Source organism: Neisseria cinerea, assembly GCF_900475315.1.
In the GTDB taxonomy this organism is placed as follows: Bacteria; Pseudomonadota; Gammaproteobacteria; order Burkholderiales; family Neisseriaceae; genus Neisseria; species Neisseria cinerea.
Genome location: NZ_LS483369.1, coordinates 431,377 through 450,163, shown reverse-complemented (window position 1 = coordinate 450,163; position 18,787 = coordinate 431,377). Strand labels below are relative to the sequence as shown.

16 protein-coding genes and 3 pseudogenes are annotated in these 18,787 nt (G+C 51.9%); 8 read left to right on the top strand and 11 right to left on the bottom strand.

Annotation, left to right across the window (positions count from 1 at the left end):
• Positions 1-25: 25 nt before the first annotated feature.
• The 9 genes and pseudogenes from DQM57_RS02445 to adk all read right to left on the bottom strand — a co-directional run bounded on the left by DQM57_RS02445 (position 26) and on the right by adk (position 9,885).
• Positions 26-3,124 (bottom strand): type I restriction endonuclease subunit R, encoded by a 3,099-nt coding sequence (locus tag DQM57_RS02445; protein WP_111726628.1) that lies wholly within the window; start codon positions 3,122-3,124, stop codon positions 26-28.
• A gap of 78 nt (positions 3,125-3,202) precedes the next feature.
• Positions 3,203-3,778, bottom strand: a complete 576-nt coding sequence (locus DQM57_RS02440; RefSeq protein WP_373279801.1) for a restriction endonuclease subunit S — start codon at positions 3,776-3,778, stop codon at positions 3,203-3,205.
• A complete protein-coding gene (locus tag DQM57_RS02435) occupies positions 3,747-4,340 on the bottom strand; it encodes a restriction endonuclease subunit S (RefSeq protein ID WP_111726625.1) in 594 nt (197 codons plus the stop codon). The genes DQM57_RS02440 and DQM57_RS02435 overlap by 32 nt, the downstream gene beginning before the upstream one ends.
• 147 nt (positions 4,341-4,487) lie before the next feature.
• Positions 4,488-4,568, bottom strand: a pseudogene (locus DQM57_RS02430) (DNA-damage-inducible D domain protein); the annotation flags it as partial.
• A gap of 116 nt (positions 4,569-4,684) precedes the next feature.
• Complete coding sequence (locus DQM57_RS02425; RefSeq protein ID WP_167395518.1) at positions 4,685-6,226, bottom strand: type I restriction-modification system subunit M; 1,542 nt, start codon at positions 6,224-6,226, stop codon at positions 4,685-4,687.
• Positions 6,227-6,303: 77 nt separating this feature from the next.
• Complete coding sequence (gene rfaD, locus DQM57_RS02420) at positions 6,304-7,308, bottom strand: ADP-glyceromanno-heptose 6-epimerase (protein ID WP_111726621.1); 1,005 nt, start codon at positions 7,306-7,308, stop codon at positions 6,304-6,306.
• Between the two features lie 65 nt (positions 7,309-7,373).
• Positions 7,374-8,336, bottom strand: coding sequence for an ADP-heptose synthase (gene hldA / locus DQM57_RS02415; protein ID WP_111726619.1), 963 nt, complete (start codon positions 8,334-8,336; stop codon positions 7,374-7,376).
• A gap of 54 nt (positions 8,337-8,390) precedes the next feature.
• Entirely contained in the window at positions 8,391-9,131 is a 741-nt protein-coding gene (gene pyrF / locus DQM57_RS02410; protein ID WP_111726617.1) for an orotidine-5'-phosphate decarboxylase, read from the bottom strand.
• A 106-nt stretch (positions 9,132-9,237) separates the two neighbouring features.
• A complete protein-coding gene (gene adk, locus DQM57_RS02405; protein WP_111726615.1) occupies positions 9,238-9,885 on the bottom strand; it encodes an adenylate kinase in 648 nt (215 codons plus the stop codon).
• Positions 9,886-10,103: 218 nt separating this feature from the next.
• On the opposite strand from adk, the gene htpX reads away from it, so the two are divergent.
• A complete protein-coding gene (gene htpX / locus DQM57_RS02400) occupies positions 10,104-10,943 on the top strand; it encodes a protease HtpX (protein WP_111726613.1) in 840 nt (279 codons plus the stop codon).
• Positions 10,944-11,102: 159 nt separating this feature from the next.
• Here htpX and DQM57_RS09755 read toward each other — a convergent pair.
• Positions 11,103-11,210 (bottom strand): annotated as a pseudogene (locus DQM57_RS09755) (IS5/IS1182 family transposase); the annotation flags it as partial.
• Positions 11,211-11,282: 72 nt separating this feature from the next.
• Complete coding sequence (locus DQM57_RS02390) at positions 11,283-12,581, bottom strand: adenylosuccinate synthase (RefSeq protein WP_111726611.1); 1,299 nt, start codon at positions 12,579-12,581, stop codon at positions 11,283-11,285.
• Positions 12,582-13,131: 550 nt separating this feature from the next.
• On the opposite strand from DQM57_RS02390, the gene norM reads away from it, so the two are divergent.
• The 7 genes and pseudogenes from norM to DQM57_RS02350 all read left to right on the top strand — a co-directional run bounded on the left by norM (position 13,132) and on the right by DQM57_RS02350 (position 18,787).
• Positions 13,132-14,511, top strand: coding sequence for a multidrug efflux MATE transporter NorM (norM, locus tag DQM57_RS02375; RefSeq protein WP_111726609.1), 1,380 nt, complete (start codon positions 13,132-13,134; stop codon positions 14,509-14,511).
• A 76-nt stretch (positions 14,512-14,587) separates the two neighbouring features.
• Positions 14,588-15,628, top strand: coding sequence for a UDP-N-acetylmuramate dehydrogenase (murB, locus tag DQM57_RS02370; protein WP_111726607.1), 1,041 nt, complete (start codon positions 14,588-14,590; stop codon positions 15,626-15,628).
• Between the two features lie 11 nt (positions 15,629-15,639).
• A complete protein-coding gene (locus DQM57_RS02365) occupies positions 15,640-16,290 on the top strand; it encodes a TetR/AcrR family transcriptional regulator (protein ID WP_111726605.1) in 651 nt (216 codons plus the stop codon).
• A 19-nt stretch (positions 16,291-16,309) separates the two neighbouring features.
• Positions 16,310-16,426, top strand: a pseudogene (locus DQM57_RS09750) (IS5/IS1182 family transposase); the annotation flags it as partial.
• Positions 16,427-16,444: 18 nt separating this feature from the next.
• Entirely contained in the window at positions 16,445-17,251 is an 807-nt protein-coding gene (locus DQM57_RS02360) for an SDR family oxidoreductase (protein ID WP_107960190.1), read from the top strand.
• A 53-nt stretch (positions 17,252-17,304) separates the two neighbouring features.
• Positions 17,305-17,877 carry a ubiquinone biosynthesis accessory factor UbiJ gene (locus tag DQM57_RS02355; RefSeq protein WP_107960189.1) on the top strand — a complete coding sequence of 191 codons (573 nt, stop codon included), beginning with the start codon at positions 17,305-17,307 and terminating at the stop codon, positions 17,875-17,877.
• 19 nt (positions 17,878-17,896) lie between these two features.
• A complete protein-coding gene (locus DQM57_RS02350; protein ID WP_107960188.1) occupies positions 17,897-18,787 on the top strand; it encodes an NAD(+) kinase in 891 nt (296 codons plus the stop codon).

Below are 18,787 nucleotides of genomic sequence, written 5' to 3'. Positions count from 1 at the left end.
GTCTGAAATTTCAGACGGCATTTTTTCAAATATCGGTCCCTATTCCGGCAAACTTCTCCACAAACGCCGCAATCTTTTGAAAAACACTTTGTTTCTTCGTCAGATATTGCGGGTTGAGCGGACTCATTTTCGGCAGGGTTTCGGTCAGTTCCGTACCGTTTTCGCTGGCATAGCCGCGTTTGAGCGAGCCGGTCAAATAGCGTGCGGCGGCGGTTTCATTCAAACCTTCGGCGGCAATCAGCTCTGCAGCTTCACTCCTCATCACCTCTTGAGCGTAGGTGTAGAAGGTTTCCAGTATGGCGGGAACGTCGGGGACTTTATCCAAATCCGTATCGTTGATGAAATCCACAATCAGGCTCTCTTTGGCGCGGTGGCCGATGCTGGCGCGGATGATGCGGCGGATTTCTTCCACCAGCTCCGCTTTGCCTTTGATTTTTTTGTGATGCTCGAAAACCAGTTGCAAAATGTAATCCAGATTGATTTCCTGCGATTTGAGCAAATCTACCTCAAAAACCACATCGTCCCAATCGATTTTTGATTGCTCTTTCTGTTCGCCTGCTTTTTGGCGGCTCAGCCAGTCTCGGATGTCGTTATAGGCGGAACGGTAGTCCTGCACTGCCCTTTCAGACGGCATCGGCACTTGCCGCATTTCCTGCACGTCTTCATCGCTCAAGTAGTATTTTTCTTGAAACGCCTTCATCGCATCTTCGTCCACCGCATCCACACTCTGCAATTCACGCAGCGCGGCAAATTCATCGTAGTTCTGCAATACGTTTTCCGCCCGCAGGTATTCGCCGAAGAGTTTGGCAAAATCTTTTTTGTCTTTTTCCGTTTCGATTTTGTCGGGATCGGGGAAACGTTGGCGCAATTCTTTTGCCACATCCAAATAACCGCGCCGCGCTTCGCCGGTCTGGCTGTCGGTATAGCCGTTCATATATTCTTCGTAGCTTTTTTCCAGCACTACATTTTTGGTGTTTTTATCGCCGAAGAGCGTGATCGCATCAATGGTTGCCTGCTCCAAATCGCGGAAGCAGACAATGTTGCCGAAGGTTTTGGTGGCATCATAAATGCGGTTAGTGCGAGAAAACGCCTGCATCAGGCCGTGATAGCGCAGGTTTTTATCGACGAACAGCGTATTCAGCGTCGGCGCGTCAAAACCCGTCAAAAACATGCCGACCACAATCAGCAAATCCACTTCCTGATTTTTTACTCGTTTTGCCAAATCGCGGTAGTAGTTCTGAAAGGCTTTGCTGTCCGTGCCGAAATTGGTTTTGAAACAGGCGTTGTAATCGTTGATGGCAGCCTGCAAAAATTCTTTCGCGCTACTGTCCATCGCTTCCGGTTCGAAGGTCTCGTCAACAATTTCACCGACGGCGTTCTGCTCTTCATTGGCCGCAAAGGAAAAAATAGTGGCCACTTTCAACGGGTGCAGGCTGCCTTCCTGTTGTGTTTTGAACGCTTCGTAATAGCACTTCGCCGCATCCACGCTGCTGACGGCAAACATGGCGTTGAAGCCTTTGCCGCCTGCGTTCAGCCGGTGCGTTTTCTGCCTGAACTGGTTCAGGATATATTGCGTGATTTCGCGGATGCGTTCGGGGTGCAGCAGGGCTTGGCGGTTTTCGGCGGCACTCAGTTTCTTCTCGTCCTGTTCCGCTTCCACGGCTTTGAACTGCGGGCGCACATCGTTGTAATCCACTTTGAATTTCAATACTTTTTCATCGCGGATAGCATCGGTAATCACATAAGAATGCAGCTCCCGCCCGAACACGCCTGCCGTGGTTTCCGCGCCCAAAGCGTTTTCGGGAAAAATCGGCGTGCCGGTAAAGCCGAACTGGCAGAATTTTTTAAATTTCTTTTTCAGGTTTTTTTGTGCTTCGCCGAATTGCGAGCGGTGGCATTCGTCGAAAATAAATACAACCTGCTGATGGTAAACCGGCAGATTATCTTCACCCTTCATCAGGTTGTTCAGCTTTTGGATGGTGGTAACGATGATTTTGTTGTCGTCTTTTTCCAAATTGCGCTTCAAGCCCGCCGTGCTTTCCGAACCGTTCACGCTGTCGGGCGAAAAACGTTGGTATTCCTTCATCGTCTGATAGTCCAAATCCTTCCTGTCCACCACGAAGAAAACCTTGTCGATAAATGCCGATTCCGTCGCCAGACGCGCCGCCTTAAAGCTGGTCAGCGTTTTGCCGCTGCCCGTGGTGTGCCAAACATAGCCACCGCTCTCCGGCTTGCTCCAATTCTTCGCCTGCGCCGAACTGTTGATTTTCCACAAAATGCGTTCGGCAGCAGCAATCTGATACGGCCGCATAATCAGCAGCGTATCATTCGCATCGAACACGCTGTAATGCAGCAAAACGCTCAGCAATACGCTTTTCTGCAGGAACGTGGCGGTGAAATCTTTCAAATCCTTAATCGGATGATTGTCCGACCGCGCCCAATTCATCGTGAAATCGAAGCTGTTTTTGTCGCGCTTGGTGGTATTGGCAAAATAGCGCGTGTCCGTGCCGTTGGAAATCACGAAGATTTGCAGGAATTTGAACAGCGAATTTTCGCTGTTGAAGCTCTCTTTGCTGTAACGGTGCACCTGATTGAACGCTTCACGCACCGACACACCGCGCTTTTTCAATTCAATCTGCACCAGCGGCAGACCGTTTACCAACACGGTAACGTCATAACGGTTTGCATGCGTGCCCGTCTGCTCAAACTGGTTGATAACCTGCACATGGTTGCGGGCAAGGTTTTTCTTGTCCAGCAGATAAATGTTTTTCAGACGGCCGTCATCAAAAGCGAAATCGTAAATATGGTCGTCGTGGATTTTGCGGGTTTTATCGGTAATGTTTTCAGACGGCCTGTCCAGATATTCCGTCAAAAAACGCGCCCATTCGCCGTCTGAAAACGCCACATCGTTCAGCCGCTGCAACTGGGCGCGCAGGTTTTCCAGCAGCCTGATTTGGCTGTTCAAGTCCTTGCGGTATTCGTACCCCTGATTCTGCAAATCGGCGATTAACTCCGCTTCCAACTGGTTTTCCGATTGGTAGCTGCCCGACTGTTCGATTTTTTCATATTGGTCGAGCACGATGAAATTCGGCGTTTCGGCAATGGGTTTGGTTTCGAGGTTCATGGGTCGTCCTTTGCAGTGTCGGGTGTTAAACGGTTTGATGTTCGGATTGGGCTGCCTGAAAATGTGCAGGCTGCTTTTTCAGGCAGCCTTGGGGAAGGCAAGCAGCTGTTCGCGGTAATATTCGTATTGTTTGCGGCGCAGGGCGATTTCGTGCGGCAGACCTTCGCTGACGGAGTGGGTCAGGGTATCGAATTTGTCTAGGATGGCGACGATTTTTTCTTGTTCGGGGAGTGGGGGGATGGGGATTTTAATCTTATTTAAGATTGTCTGTGTAAGGCTTGGCCTTCCTGAGCCTGTATCCAATGCCATTAAATCAATCGTTCTCATAAAATAGTAGAAAAATTTCGGCTTCAATTTACTGGTGTCTATTTCTGTGTAATAGATAGTATCAACATTCCAAAAAGGGAAATCCACATAAAAAATATTTGTGATAGACCCTTTTCTTGGAATCAAAACACTAGGTTTATCATATGCAAACGTATCCACATATCCCATTACGCCGCCTGAGCCATATACAGGAATATCGCCGGAGCTCAAATTTTTCCAATCCTTCCCATTCTTAATGTTTACCACTTCCCCCAACGTCTTCCAAACCACATCTTTCAGACGGAATTGATAGCCATCAGCTATCCCACCCCCCGATTTGATTGTCAAAATCTAAAAGAAAGTCGCGGTAATACTGGTATTGACGTTTGCGCAGGGCTAATTCTGCTTCCAGCGTAGCTTCCAGCTCGGTAAATTTGTCAAGTATTTTTACAATTTTTTGTTGGGTTTCCAAGGGTGGGATAGGGATTTTGATTTTTTCGATTGAGACCCGCCCAAGCCTTGGAACGCTTGCTTTCCTAATTTGGCTTGTTAATTGGTGTCTTTCTGAAAGAAGAAAATAATATAAAAATTTGTCATGCAATATTTCTTTGGGGCAGTCAAAGTAATAACAATCATCGGCTGCCCAAAATTCAATATCGCTAAAACCGATTTCGCCAGCTGCTCCTGCTGCAATCACAAAAGTCATATATGCCCTGCAATTCTGGTCGTCGTAAAACCCTAACGGTTGCAAACTATTTTGATACACAGGGTACTGGCCATTATCTTGTAGCTGGCTGCGAACCAATCTTTTACCTCTTGAGATGGGTACAACCTCCCCCAACGGCTTCCACTCCACCGATGCCGTCTGAATCATCTCAATCAATTTTTTCGCTTTGCTTTGCATATCCATGGTTGTTTTCCGTTTCTTTCCCGCTGCGGCGGGATGTGGGGCGGTTGCCGCTCGCCGTAGGGTGAGCCTCAGCTCGCCACTCCGCTTGCTGTTTTGCCGTTGTTTTACCGTTGTCTCGGTGGGCTGAAGCCCACCCTACTTTGTCTACAAGGTGCACGCCGACCAATATTCATTGCCTGTTTCGCCGATGTGTTTGGCGTTTTCAAAAGCGTTGTTTTCTGTTGTCATGTATTTTTCCCCGAAAATTTCTTGATTTGAACTTGTGAGGATTGCTTACAGGTTGCCGCCCGTATTTTCAGACGGCCTCTTTCCCGTTGAGTTGTTGCAAAATATGCAACAACTGCCTAGGCCTCTATCTCTGCAATCACTTCGTCAATTTCACGCCGCAGCCGTTCGATTTTGGCAACGGTTTCGCTGATTTCCGCGTTAAGCTGTTTGATATCGATAATTTCGCGGGTGTCTTCGGCTTCGACATAGCTGCTGACGGCGAGGTTGTAGCCGTTGTCTTTGACGGTTTGCTGGGCGGCGTTTTGGGCGATATGCGGCACATCGGCTTTATCGGCGAAGAGCTTGACGATGTCGGCAATGTGTTCTTCGGTTAAGACGTTGTTGTTGGTTTCTTTTTTAAAGAAGCTGCTTGCATCGATAAATTGGATGTCGGTATTGTCTTTGTGTTTGGACAAAACCAGGATATTGACGGCGATGCTGGTGCCGTAAAAGAGATTGGGCGCAAGGGCGATGACGGTTTCCACGTAGTTGCCCTCCACCAGATATTGGCGGATTTTCTGCTCTGCGCCGCCGCGATAGAAAATGCCGGGGAATGAGACGATGGCAGCGCGGCCTCTGCTAGAAAGGTAGTTCAGTGCGTGCAGGATGAAGGCAAAATCGGCTTTGGATTTCGGGGCGAGTACGCCTGCGGGGGCAAAGCGGTCGTCGTTGATTAAGGTGGGGTCGTCGCTGCCTATCCAGTTGATGGAATAAGGCGGATTGGAAACGATGGCATCAAAGGGTTTGCTGTCTTTGAGCTTGGGGCTGGTCAGTGTGTCGCCCAATTCGATATGGAATTGGTTGTAATTGACGTTGTGCAGGAACATGTTCATGCGGGCAAGGTTGTAGGTGGTGTGGTTGATTTCCTGCCCGAAGAAGCCTTCTTCGATGATGTGCTCGTCAAACTGTTTTTTCGCCTGCAAGAGCAGGCTGCCCGAGCCGCAAGCTGGGTCGTAGATTTTGTTTACTTTCTCCTGTCCGTGCACCGCCAGCCGCGCAATCAGCTTGGATACGCTTTGCGGGGTGAAAAATTCGCCGCCGGATTTGCCTGCGTTGGCAGCGTAGTTGGAAATCAGGTATTCGTAGGCATCGCCGAAAAGGTCGATGTGGTGGTTTTCAAAATTGCCGAAATCGAGTTCCGCCACGCCTTTGAGGACGGCGGCAAGGCGTTTGTTCTTGTCGGCAACAGTGCTGCCGAGCCGGCTACTGGTGGTGTCGAAGTCGTCAAACAGGCCTTTAATGTCTTGTTCGGACGGATAGCCGGAGGCGGAGCTTTCAATCGCGGTAAAAATTTCTTTCAGCTTGGTGTTGAGCTCTTCGTTTTGATGGGCTTCGGCGGCAATATTGCAAAAAAGCTGGCTGGGGTAGATGAAATAGCCTTTGACTTTGACGGCATCATCTTTGATTTCAGGCGTGATGATGCTGTCGGACATGTCGGCGTAATTGATGCTGCTGTCGCCTGCCTGAATATAGTCGGTGAAGTTTTCGCTGATAAAGCGGTAGAAAAGTGTGCCGAGAACGTATTGTTTAAAGTCCCAGCCGTCCACCGCGCCGCGTACTTCGTCAGCAATTTTCCAGATTTGGCGGTGCAGTTGGGCGCGTTGTTGTATTTCGGTCATAATTGAAATCTATATAAAAGTTAAACAAATCAAAATCGCCTAATATTTTCAGACGACCTTTTCATACGCATTTCAAATCAAGCCAAATTTTCCAGCATCCATTTGACGTAGCGGTCGACGCCTGATTTGACATCCAAAAATTCTTCCTTATATCCAGCTTCGCGCAATTTGGTGATGTCGGCTTGGGTGAAGCTTTGGTATTTGCCTTTGAGCGCGTCGGGAAATGGGATGTAGCGGATAAATTCTTCTTCTACCAGCTCTTTCAAGCTCATTTCAGGTTTGCCTTCGGCTGCGCGGCAGGCGTTGACAGTGGCGGCGGCGAGTTCGTTGAACTGTTGGCTGCGGCCTGTTCCGAGGTTGTAGATGCCGGAAAGTTCGGGATGGTCGAAGAAGTAAAGGTTGACTTTGGCAACGTCTTCGACGCTGACGAAGTCGCGGGTTTGTTCTCCGTTGCCGTAGCCGTCGTTTGAACCGAACAGGTTGACGTAACCGTGTTCGCGGTATTGATGAAAATGGTGGAAGGCGACCGATGCCATACGACCTTTGTGTTGTTCGTGTTGTCCGTAAACATTGAAGTAGCGGAAGCCGACGACTTGGGCGGTGAGACCTTCTTTCATGCGGCGGCGCAATACTTGGTCAAACAGGAATTTGGAGTAGCCGTAGACATTGAGCGGTTTTTCCAGTTCGCGCTCTTCGCGGAAGATTTCACCTTTGCCATACACGGCGGCGCTGGAGGCGTATAGGAAGGGGATGCGTTCGTCCTGACACCAGTCCAAGAGGTCGAGCGTGTACTGGTAGTTGTTGTCCATCATGTAGAGGCCGTCGTGGTTCATGGTGTCGGAACACGCGCCTTGGTGGAAGACAGCTTCGATATTTTCGTAAGGCAGAAGATGGCCGCGTACTTGGCGGATGAATTCATGTTTGTCGAGGTAGTGGGCGATTTCGCACTCGGCAAGGTTTTTAAATTTTTCGCCACGGGTCAGGTTGTCGACGGCGACGATGTCGGTAATGCCGCGTTGGTTGAGGGCTTTGACGATGTTGCTGCCGATAAAGCCGGCCGCGCCTGTTACAATGATGGTCATATTGGATTTCCTTTATTTTGATTTTTCAGACGGCCTTAAAGAAATCATGCCGTCTGAAACAGCAATTATTGCTCTTCCAATGCCTTGGTCAATTCGACAAACGAGCAAACCGCCGTACCAAGTTTCGCCACGACAACCCCAGCCGCAGTATTGGCAAGGTGCATGGCTTCGGGCATGGTGTAGCCTGCCGCCAGCCCCAAGCCCATTCCGGCAATGACGGTGTCGCCTGCGCCGGACACGTCATAAACTTCCTGAGCGCGGGTGGGCTGGTAAATGGGTTCGCCTTCGCTGAACAGGGTCATACCCTCTTCGCTTCGGGTCAGCAAAATAGCGGTCAAGTCGAGGTGGCGGCGCAGGTTTTGTGCTTTTTCGGTCAAATCATTTTCGTTTTTCCAACTGCCGACCACTTCTTTCAATTCGGCGCGGTTGGGCGTAATCAGCGTGGCACCGGCGTATTTTTCGTAATCATCGCCTTTGGGGTCGATTAAGACGGTTTTGCCGACCTGTTTCGCCCAATCGATCATGTCGGAGATGTGCGACAGACCGCCTTTGCCATAGTCTGAAAAAATGATTGCGTCGTATTCGGGCAAGATTTCACGGTATTTCTGCTTGATTTGTTCCAACACTTCGCAGTTGGGATGTTCTTCAAAATCAAGGCGGATAAGCTGCTGGTTGCGGGCAACGACGCGCAGTTTGACGGTGGTAGCGATTTGTTTGTCACGCATCAGATAGGAGGCGACGCCGTCTTGCGTCATCAGCGTATCGAGCGCGTCGGCGGCTTCGTCGTCGCCGGTTACCGACAACAACCCGGCTTTGCCGCCCAGCGAAGCGATGTTGCGCGCGACATTTGCCGCGCCACCCGCGCGTTGGTCGATACGTCCGATTTTTGCCACCGGCACAGGTGCTTCGGGCGAAATACGGGACACATCGCCGAACCAATAGCGGTCGAGCATCACGTCGCCGACAACCAGGACTTTGGCTTGCGCGAAACGGGATTTGAGGGTTTCTTGTTGGAACTTGGCGGACATATTGCCTCCGTTGTATTTTTTCAGACGGCCTCAGCCTGTAAGGCCGTCTGAAAATCAGTTTGCTTCAAGGTTTGCCACGCGGTTCACTTCGCGCAATACGGCTACCGGATCGGCAGCTTGGGTTACAGGACGACCCATTACCAAATAGGTCGAACCGGCAGCCAAAGCTTCGGCCGGTGTCATAATACGGCGCTGGTCGTCGTTGTTGCCGGCAACGTCCAAGCGGATGCCGGGCGTGACCAAGACAAAATCCTGCTCCAATTCACGGCGCAATGGTGCGGCTTCTTGGGCGGAACAGACCACGCCATCCAAACCCGAACTTTGCGCCAGTTTTGCCAAACGGATGACTTGTTCTTCAGGGGGGATGTTCAAACCGATTTCCGCCAAATCGCTTTGTTCCATACTGGTCAACACAGTTACGCCGATCAAGAGAGGCTTTGTGCCGTATCCAGCGACGGCTTCTGCTGCGGCTTCCATCATACGGCGGCCGCCTGAGGCATGCATATCGACCATCCAAACGCCCATATCGGCGGCGACTTTGCAGGCTTGCGCGACGGTGTGGGGAATGTCGTGGTATTTCAAATCGAGAAAGAGTTTGAAACCCTGATGAATCAGGCTTTCCGCCAAACTGCGCCCCGTCGCGGTAAACAGCTCTTTGCCGATTTTGATTTGGCACAACGCCGGATCAAGGTTGCGGACGAATCCGAGCGTGTCTTTTTCGTTGGCAAAATCAAGGGCGACGATGACCGGGGTGCGTTGTTGCGGAGTTTGGAAGTCGGAGATTAAGGGGTTCATAAAATGCCTGCGGATAAACGGTTACAACTTCGATTTTAACAGCTTTTCGTACACAAAATGCCGTCTGAAAATATTTTTTCAGACGGCATTTCCTACTCGGCAAAACTTATTTGCCCAAACCTTTCAATACTTCGGCTTTCACGGCTTCTACTGCTTGGGTGCCGTCAACTTTGATGTATTTAGGCGCGTGTTCGCCTTCCAGTTTGCTGTAAAAATCAACCAAAACTTCGGTTTGCTCGTGGTAAACGGCAAGGCGTTTTTTCACGGTTTCTTCTTTGTCGTCGTCGCGCTGAATCAAATCTTCGCCGGTTACATCGTCTTTGCCTTCGACTTTAGGCGGATTGTAGGTAACGTGGTAAGTACGGCCGGAAGCCAAATGCACGCGGCGGCCGCTCATGCGGTCGACAATCACGCTGTCGGGCACGTCGATTTCAACCACGGCATCCAAATCCACACCGGCTTCAACCATGGCTTCGGCTTGTGCCAGCGTGCGCGGGAAACCGTCAAACAGGAAACCGTTTTTGCAGTCGTCTTGCACGATACGTTCTTTGACCATGCCGATAATGATGTCGTCGCGCACCAAGCCGCCTTCATCAATGATTTTTTTCGCTTCCAAACCCAGCGGGGTGCCTGCTTTGATCGCAGCACGGAGCATGTCGCCGGTGGAAATTTGCGGAATATCAAAAGCGGCGGTGATGAATTGCGCCTGAGTGCCTTTGCCCGCGCCCGGTGCGCCTAAAAGTAATGCTTTCATAAAGTCGTCCTTTCCAATATATTTAATGAAGCCGAACAGATTGTCCACAATTCTACACGGCTTAACGCAATAGTTCAAAAACCAACTGCATAAACTGCCATTTGCAAGCAGATGTTTTGCATACATTTGCCGAGCTTAATATTCACAAGGCTGCAACTTTTTGGGACAATTCCCCCTCAATTCAAAAAAACACAAAACCTTACCAAAAAGGAATATCCGTGAAACGCATTTTTCTGTTTCTCGCGACCAATATCGCTGTTTTGGTCGTAATCAACATTGTTTTGGCGGTTCTGGGCATCAACAGCAGGGGCGATGCGGGCAACCTGTTAGCGTATTCCGCCGTCGTCGGCTTCACTGGTTCGATTATCTCACTGCTGATGTCCAAATTTATCGCCAAACAATCGGTCGGCGCGGAAGTTATCGACACACCGCGCACTGAAGAAGAAGCCTGGCTTCTGAACATTGTCGAAGCCCAAGCGCGGCAATGGAATCTGAAAACGCCCGAAGTCGCCATCTACCACTCCCCCGAACCCAATGCCTTTGCCACGGGCGCATCGAGAAACAACTCTCTGATCGCTGTCAGCACCGGTTTGCTCGACCACATGACACGCGATGAGGTGGAAGCGGTGTTGGCGCACGAAATGGCACACGTCGGCAACGGCGATATGGTGACATTGACGCTGATTCAAGGGGTGGTTAATACCTTTGTCGTATTCCTGTCACGCATTATTGCCAACTTGATTGCCCGAAACAACGACGGCAGCCAGTCCCAGGGAACTTATTTCTTGGTCAGCATGGTATTCCAAATCCTGTTCGGCTTCCTTGCCAGCTTAATTGTCATGTGGTTCAGCCGCCAACGTGAATACCGTGCCGATGCGGGGGCGGCAAAACTGGTCGGCGCACCGAAAATGATTTCTGCCCTGCAAAGGCTTAAAGGCAATCCTGTCGATCTGCCCGAAGAAATGAACGCAATGGGCATTGCCGGAGATACGCGCGACTCCCTGCTCAGCACCCACCCTTCACTGTACAACCGCATTGCCCGCCTCAAATCGCTCTGAGCCGATTTGAAACGACAAAAAAACCGTACGCACAAGCAGTACGGTTTTTCGTATATGCCGTCTGAAAACATCAGGTTTCCATACCGGCACCAACTATATCCATTTCCGTACCGGATACGCCGCATTGATCTATCCCAATAAATCGTGTCCGGACAGAAAATATAGTGGATTAAATTTAAACCAGTACGGCGTTGCCTCGCCTTGCCGTACTATTTGTACTGTCTGCGGCTTCGTCGCCTCGTCCTGATTTAAATTTACTCCACTATATCAGATAAAACGGCAGCAAAAATGCCGTCTGAAACCAATTAGGGCTTCAGACGACATTTTTATTACAAAACCTTATGCGAACGGATGATGCAGCACAATAGTTTCTTCACGGTCGGGGCCGGTGGAGACGATAGCTACCGGCGCGCCGCACACTTCTTCGATACGTTTCAGATAAGCTTTAGCGTTTTCAGGCAGCTTATCGTACTCTTTCACACCGAAAGTCGATTCGCTCCAACCGGGCATGGTTTCGTAAATCGGCTTGCAGGCTTCTACCGCATCGGAACCGCAAGGCAGAATGTCGGTTTTGCTGCCGTCGGGCAATTCGTAGCCGACACAGATATTGATGTTCTCAATACCGTCCATCACGTCCAGCTTGGTGATGCACATACCGGAAATACCGTTGACTTGGATAGAGCGTTTCAACGCGGCGGCATCAAACCATCCGCAGCGACGTGCGCGACCGGTTACGGAACCGAATTCGTGTCCGCGTTCTGCCAAACCTGCGCCGATTTCGTCGAACAATTCGGTCGGGAACGGGCCTGAACCGACGCGCGTGGTATAGGCTTTGACGATGCCCAAAACATAATCCAGCATTTGCGGACCTACGCCTGCGCCTGCGGAAGCGGCTCCCGCCAGGCAGTTGGAAGAGGTAACGAAGGGGTAAGTGCCGTAGTCGATGTCCAACAGCGTGCCTTGCGCACCTTCAAACAGCAGTTTTTCGCCGTTTTTGTTTTTCTCGTTCAACACACAGGACACGTCGGTAATCATCGGCGTAATACGCGGCGCGACTTTTTCGATTACCGCCATCACGTCTTCCGCTTTCACCGGCTCGGCATTGTGCAGATGTTGCAATTGAACGTTGTAATAAGCGAGGATGGCATCCAGTTTTTCACGCAATTTTTCAGGATGCAGCAAATCGACGGCGCGGATGGCGCGGCGTGCCACTTTGTCTTCGTAGGCAGGGCCGATGCCGCGGCCGGTTGTGCCGATTTTGCCTTTGCCGCGGGATGCTTCGCGGGCTTGGTCAAGCGCGATGTGGTAAGGCAGGATCAGCGGACAGGTCGGCGCGATTTTCAGACGGCCTTCGACGTTTTTCACGCCTGCTGCGTTCAACTCGTCGATTTCGCCCAACAATGCTTCGGGGGAAACGACAACGCCGGAACCGATGAAGCAGTCCAGACTTTCATGCAGAATGCCGCTCGGAATCAGGCGCAAAATGGTTTTTTTGCCGCCGACGACCAGAGTATGACCCGCATTGTGGCCGCCTTGGAAACGCACGACGCCGCTGGTTTCTTCCGCCAGCCAGTCAACGATTTTACCTTTGCCTTCATCGCCCCATTGGGCGCCGATTACTACAACATTTTTAGCCATTATGACAACCTTGTTTTAAATTGATAAGTTACAATCAAATTGCAAATTGCGGCTATCGGGATTACTTACCCTTTCCAGCCTTTTCAGACGGCATATCATTTTTTCTGCACCGTTGCGTACAACGCCGTAACCGATTACGGAGCAACCGCCCACCCCTGGCAGCAACAGGCATTCCTCCGGCAAAACCAGCTATTCAAAATCTCGCGTTTACATGAAAATCCGTCTTCTCTCTAATTTTGTCCTGCAAACACAAAAGGCTGCCCGACTCAAAATCATACGGCGTATCTGCCGCACCGCATCATGCGGTTTTCAAAGCGGTAAAGCCCCTTTGCGATTCTGAATCTGAACAGCCCCTGTCCGGCAGCTTGTTACTGCCAAGTTATTAAAATCAGACTTTACCATAAAATACGCATAACCTGAATACACTTTTGCACCCCATGTCCTCCTGACGGCTCTGCACCCTTTTACTATATAATTGATGTGATTTTCCATAATTCCAGACTGCCGTTTTTTCTTCAGACGGCATCTTTGTTGATTGGATGCTTATCCTATGCTGCTCGACCTCAACCGCTTTTCCTTTTCCGTCTTCCTGAAAGAAGTCCGCCTGCTGACCGCCCTTGCCCTGCCCATGCTGTTGGCGCAGGTCGCGCAGGTGGGCATCGGTTTCGTCGATACCGTGATGGCGGGCGGTGCGGGTAAGGAGGACTTGGCGGCGGTGGCTTTGGGCAGCAGCGCGTTTGCCACGGTTTATATTACGTTTATGGGCATTATGGCGGCGCTGAACCCGATGATTGCCCAACTTTACGGTGCGGGCAAAACCGATGAAGTGGGCGAAACGGGGCGGCAGGGGATTTGGTTCGGGCTGTTTTTGGGGATGTTCGGCATGGTGTTGATGTGGGCGGCGATTACGCCGTTCCGCAACTGGCTGACCTTGAGCGATTATGTCGAAGGCACGATGGCGCAGTATATGCTGTTCACCAGTCTGGCGATGCCGGCAGCAATGGTGCACCGCGCGCTGCACGCCTACGCTTCCAGCCTGAACCGCCCGCGCCTGATTATGTTGGTCAGCTTCGCGGCGTTTGTGTTGAACGTGCCGCTGAACTATATTTTCGTTTACGGCAAATTCGGTATGCCCGCTTTGGGCGGTGCGGGCTGCGGGTTGGCGACGATGGCGGTGTTTTGGTTCAGCGCGCTGGCATTGTGGATTTATATCGCCAAGGAAAAATTCTTCCGCCCGTTCGGACTGACGGCGAAATTCGGCAAGCCGGATTTGGCGGTGTTCAAACAGATTTGGAAAATCGGCGCGCCCATCGGGCTGTCTTATTTTTTGGAAGCCAGCGCGTTTTCGTTTATCGTGTTCTTGATCGCGCCCTTCGGCGAGGATTATGTGGCGGCGCAGCAGGTCGGCATCAGTTTGTCGGGGATTCTCTATATGATTCCGCAAAGCGTCGGCTCGGCAGGGACGGTGCGCATCGGCTTTTCGCTTGGGCGGCGCGAATTTTCGCGGGCGCGTTATATTTCGGGCGTGTCGCTGGTGTTGGGCTGGATGCTCGCCGTGATTACCGTGCTTTCTTTGGTATTATTCCGTTCGCCGCTGGTAAGTATGTACAACAATGATCCGGCGGTTTTAAGCATTGCCGCCACCGTCCTGCTGTTCGCCGGCTTGTTCCAACCGGCAGACTTCACCCAATGCATCGCGTCCTATGCCCTGCGCGGCTACAAAATCACAAAAGTGCCGATGTTCATCCACGCCGCCGCCTTCTGGGGCTGCGGCCTGCTGCCGGGCTACCTACTTGCCTACCGTTTCGATATGGGCATTTACGGCTTCTGGACGGCATTGATTGCCTCGCTCACCATCGCAGCCGTCGCCTTGGTGTGGTGCTTGGAATTGTGCAGCAGGGAGATGGTCAGATCGCATAAGGCCGTCTGAAAACTCCGCCAATTAAAATATAGAAACAATGGGCTGAAGCCCGCCACTGACAATACCCATTTTAAAGTTTAAACCCATGCAACCCATCCAATACCAAACCGACCTCACCCCCTACAACACTTTCGGCCTTCGCGCCCAAGCCCAAGCCTTTATCGCGCTCGAACACGCCGACGAGTTGCGAGACATCGTCCGACTGCCCGAGTTCGACCGCAATACCGTTTTATGGCTCGGCGGCGGCAGCAACATCGTTTTGATGCAGGATTACGCCGGACTAGTCGTCCATATGAAAAACAAAGGCATACGCGAGATTACGCGTTCAGACGGCCTTGTGTACATCGAAGCGCAGGCGGGCGAAATCTGGCACGATTTTGTCCTGCACACTGTCGCGCTGGGCTTGAACGGGCTGGAAAACCTGAGCCTGATTCCGGGCACGGTCGGCGCGTCGCCCGTGCAGAACATCGGCGCATACGGCGTGGAGGCAAAAGACGTGATTCACAGCGTGCGCTGCTTCGATTTGGATACGGAAACCTTTGTCGAGCTTTCTAATGCCGATTGCCGCTTTGCCTACCGCGAAAGCCTGTTCAAGCAGGAAGGCAAAGGGCGTTATGTGATTGTTTCGGTCGTATTCGCCCTGAAAGAGCGTTTCGAGCCGAATTTGGGTTACGGCGATTTGGCGGCCGCCGTTGCCGAACTGAGCGCGGGCAGAATGCCGACGGCGAAAGATGTTTCCGATGCAGTGTGTGCAATCCGCAACAGTAAGCTTCCTAATCCTAACGTACTTGGTAATGTTGGCAGTTTCTTTAAAAACCCCGTCGTCAGCGCGGAAAAAGCCGCTTCCCTGTTGCAGCAGCATCCCGATATGCCGCGCTATCCGCAGCCCGACGGTTCGGTCAAACTCGCCGCCGGCTGGCTGATCGACCAATGCCGTCTGAAAGGCTTCCAAATCGGCGGCGCGGCGGTACACGACAGGCAGGCTTTGGTTTTAGTGAATAAAAACAATGCCTCTTCAGACGACATCTGGAAGCTGGCGCAACACGTCTGCAATACAGTATTTACTCGATTTCAGGTAGAATTACACGCCGAACCCAATTGGCTGCCCGCTTCGTTCAGCCTATAAATCCAAGGAGTATGCCCGTGACCCGCATTGCAAAAACCAATACTTACACCCGCATCATCGATGCCAGCCTTGCGCTCTTCAACGAGGAAGGCGAGCGCAACATCAGTACCAACCATATCGCGGCGCATTTGGGCATCAGTCCGGGCAATCTCTATTACCACTTCCGCAACAAAGACGAAATCATCGTCCAGTTGTTCAAACGTTACAGCGAAGCCCTGCTGGCATACCTGAATGAAGCCGTGTTGCCGTCCGATGTGGAAGACTCCATCAATTATATGGCGGGCATTTATGACGTCATGTGGGAATACCGCTTCCTCTTTAGCGACGTGAACACCCTGCTTGCGCGCAGTGCCGAACTATTGGGCGAACACAATACCTTCACCCAAGCCAAAGTCTCCCCGCTCTTGGTCAACCTGCTCACCCAGCTCAACGGTCTGAACATCATCCAAGCCGACCAAACCGCCATGAACGACCTAGCCGTCAATATGTGGATGATCACGAAATACTGGTTCGACTTCGACAGCTCCCTGCGCGGTCGCACCAAGCTGACCGAAGACTCCAAAGCACGCGGCGTCCGTCGTACCTTAAGCCTCCTGCGCCCCTATCTCTTGCCGAAACATCGCGAGGAATACGACCGGAAAATCGGCAGTACGCATTCATAATTTCCATGCCGTCTGAGCCTATAGTGGATTAACTTTAAATCAGGACAAGGCGATGAAGCCGCAGACAGTACAGAGATAGTACGGCAAGGCGAGGCAACGCCGTACTGGTTTAAAGTTAATCCACTATATTTTCAGACGGCATCCATCTATAAACATGATACATACCCCCCCTTCCGCCTCCCCCGACGCATCTATCTTAGGCTTAGGCTACCTCGGCCGTCCTTTGGCGCAGAAACTTTACGAACACGGCAGCCGCGTTGCCGCCGTCAAGCGCAGCCTGACTTCGGACGATATCAATCTGCCCATACGCCTCGACACTCTCGACCTCAATCAAAACAGCGCGTTTCAAAGCGCGAACCTCGCCCGCGATACAAGCTTTTGGCGGCACCACGCCGACAAACCCGTTTGGTTCTGTCTTTTGCCGCCATCCTCGCTGACGCATTACGCCGATACCGTCAAACAATGGGCAGAACTTGCCCGAGCGTGCAACGTGCAACACCTGATTTTCACCAGCAGCACCAGCGTTTACGGCGATAAAGTGCGCGAATGCGACGAAACTGCCACACCCGATCCACAAACCGAGTCCGCCCGCCAAATCCTTGCCGCCGAGCAATACCTGCTCGACGGCGGCGTTCCGAACATCGACATCCTGCGGCTGGGCGGGCTGTATTGCGCCGAACGCCATCCCGTCAGCCGCCTTGTTCAAAAGCAAAACATCCCGGGCGGCAACCGGCCTGTCAATATCGTCCACCGCGACATCGCCGTCGAAACCCTGTTTCAGACGGCATTAAAACCCAACGGCAAAAGACTGAAAAACATTATTGAACCGCGCCACCCGACACGCCGCGAATTCTATACGGAAGAAGCTGCCAAACTCGGCTTGTCGGCTCCCGATTTCGCACCCGACGACAGCAGGGGCAAAATCATCATTACCGTTTGCGATAACGGGTTAAGCCTGTAAAATAACCGGCAACAGCAACAAACCGGCATTCTGCCCGCAGTCAGGAAATAAACATGTCCGCCCTATTCCCCATCATCAACCACCTGATTCAGCAAAACCCCGACAGCCGCTCGGAGCTTGCCGCATTTGCCGACAAAACACTGGCGCTGAACATTACCGGATTGAAACTGACCGGACGTATCACGGAAGAAGGATTTCTATCGGCAAGCAACGGTTTTGCAGATACAGAAATCACCTTCCGCAACAGCGCAGTACAAAAAATCCTGCAAGGAGGCGAGCCGGGGGTGGGAGACATCAGCCTTGAAGGAGACCTCATACTCGGCATGGCGGTATTACCCCTGCTCGGCAGCCTGCGTTACCGTGCATCAGACGACTTGGCACGGATTTTCGGCACGCAGCTCGGCAACAGCATCGGCAGCCGTGCCGCCGATATCGGACACGGCATCAAACAAATCGGCAGAAGCATAGCCGAACAAATCAGTGAATTTTCACGCGAACCCGAATCCTCCGTTATCGACGCCGCCACCCTGTCCGCCTGGATGGAAGAAGTGGACAAACTGCGTGACGACGTCGCCCGCCTCAACGAACGCCTCGACAGGCTCGAACGCGACATTTGGATAGACTAACCTTCAGACGGCATCCGACATGAACAGCCCTTTTCACAACATCGGCATCGTAACCCGCCCCAACACGCCCGACATCCAAGATACTGCACACACACTGATTACATTTTTGAAGCAGCACGGCTTTACCGTCTATCTCGACGAAGTCGGTATAAGGGAATGCTGCATCTATACCCAAGACACTGACGGCTGCCACATCGTCAACAAGACCGAACTGGGGCAATACTGCGACCTGGTCGCCGTCTTAGGCGGAGACGGCACCTTTCTCTCTGCCGCCCGCGAAATCGCCCCGCGCGCCGTTCCGATTATCGGCATCAACCAAGGTCATTTGGGCTTTCTTACCCAAATTCCCCGCGAATATATGACAGACAAGCTATTGCCTGTTTTAGAAGGAAAATACCTTGCCGAAGAGCGCATCCTGATTGAAGCCACACTGATCCGCGAAGGCAAAACCGCCGAACGCGCCCTCGCCCTCAACGATGCCGTCCTCTCCCGTGGCGGTGCCGGACAGATGATTGAATTTGAAGTCTTCGTCAATCAGGAATTCGTCTATACACAACGTTCAGACGGGCTGATTGTCTCCACCCCCACCGGATCGACCGCCTATTCGCTTGCCGCCGGCGGCCCCATCATGCAGGCAGGATTACACGCCTTCACACTCGTACCCATCTGTCCGCAATCCATGACCAACCGCCCCATCGCCATTTCCGACGCATCTGAAATCGAAATCCTCGTTACCCAAAGCGGCGACGCCCGCGTTCATTTCGACGGACAATCCTTCATCGACGTGCAAAACCTCGACCGCATCATCATCCGCCGCTACCACAATCCCTTACGCATCCTACACCCGACCGACTACCAATATTTCAAAACCCTGCGCCAAAAACTGCACTGGGGCGAGCAATTAGTCTAA

Coding starts and splice junctions, on each gene's coding strand:
- DQM57_RS02445 (WP_111726628.1), bottom strand. CDS start 3,124: ATGAACCTCGAAACCAAACCCATTGCCGAAACGCCGAATTTCATCGTG.
- DQM57_RS02435 (WP_111726625.1), bottom strand. CDS start 4,340: ATGGATATGCAAAGCAAAGCGAAAAAATTGATTGAGATGATTCAGACG.
- DQM57_RS02425 (WP_167395518.1), bottom strand. CDS start 6,226: ATGACCGAAATACAACAACGCGCCCAACTGCACCGCCAAATCTGGAAA.
- rfaD (WP_111726621.1), bottom strand. CDS start 7,308: ATGACCATCATTGTAACAGGCGCGGCCGGCTTTATCGGCAGCAACATC.
- hldA (WP_111726619.1), bottom strand. CDS start 8,336: ATGTCCGCCAAGTTCCAACAAGAAACCCTCAAATCCCGTTTCGCGCAA.
- pyrF (WP_111726617.1), bottom strand. CDS start 9,131: ATGAACCCCTTAATCTCCGACTTCCAAACTCCGCAACAACGCACCCCG.
- adk (WP_111726615.1), bottom strand. CDS start 9,885: ATGAAAGCATTACTTTTAGGCGCACCGGGCGCGGGCAAAGGCACTCAG.
- DQM57_RS02390 (WP_111726611.1), bottom strand. CDS start 12,581: ATGGCTAAAAATGTTGTAGTAATCGGCGCCCAATGGGGCGATGAAGGC.
- norM (WP_111726609.1), top strand. CDS start 13,132: ATGCTGCTCGACCTCAACCGCTTTTCCTTTTCCGTCTTCCTGAAAGAA.
- murB (WP_111726607.1), top strand. CDS start 14,588: ATGCAACCCATCCAATACCAAACCGACCTCACCCCCTACAACACTTTC.
- DQM57_RS02365 (WP_111726605.1), top strand. CDS start 15,640: ATGCCCGTGACCCGCATTGCAAAAACCAATACTTACACCCGCATCATC.
- DQM57_RS02360 (WP_107960190.1), top strand. CDS start 16,445: ATGATACATACCCCCCCTTCCGCCTCCCCCGACGCATCTATCTTAGGC.
- DQM57_RS02355 (WP_107960189.1), top strand. CDS start 17,305: ATGTCCGCCCTATTCCCCATCATCAACCACCTGATTCAGCAAAACCCC.
- DQM57_RS02350 (WP_107960188.1), top strand. CDS start 17,897: ATGAACAGCCCTTTTCACAACATCGGCATCGTAACCCGCCCCAACACG.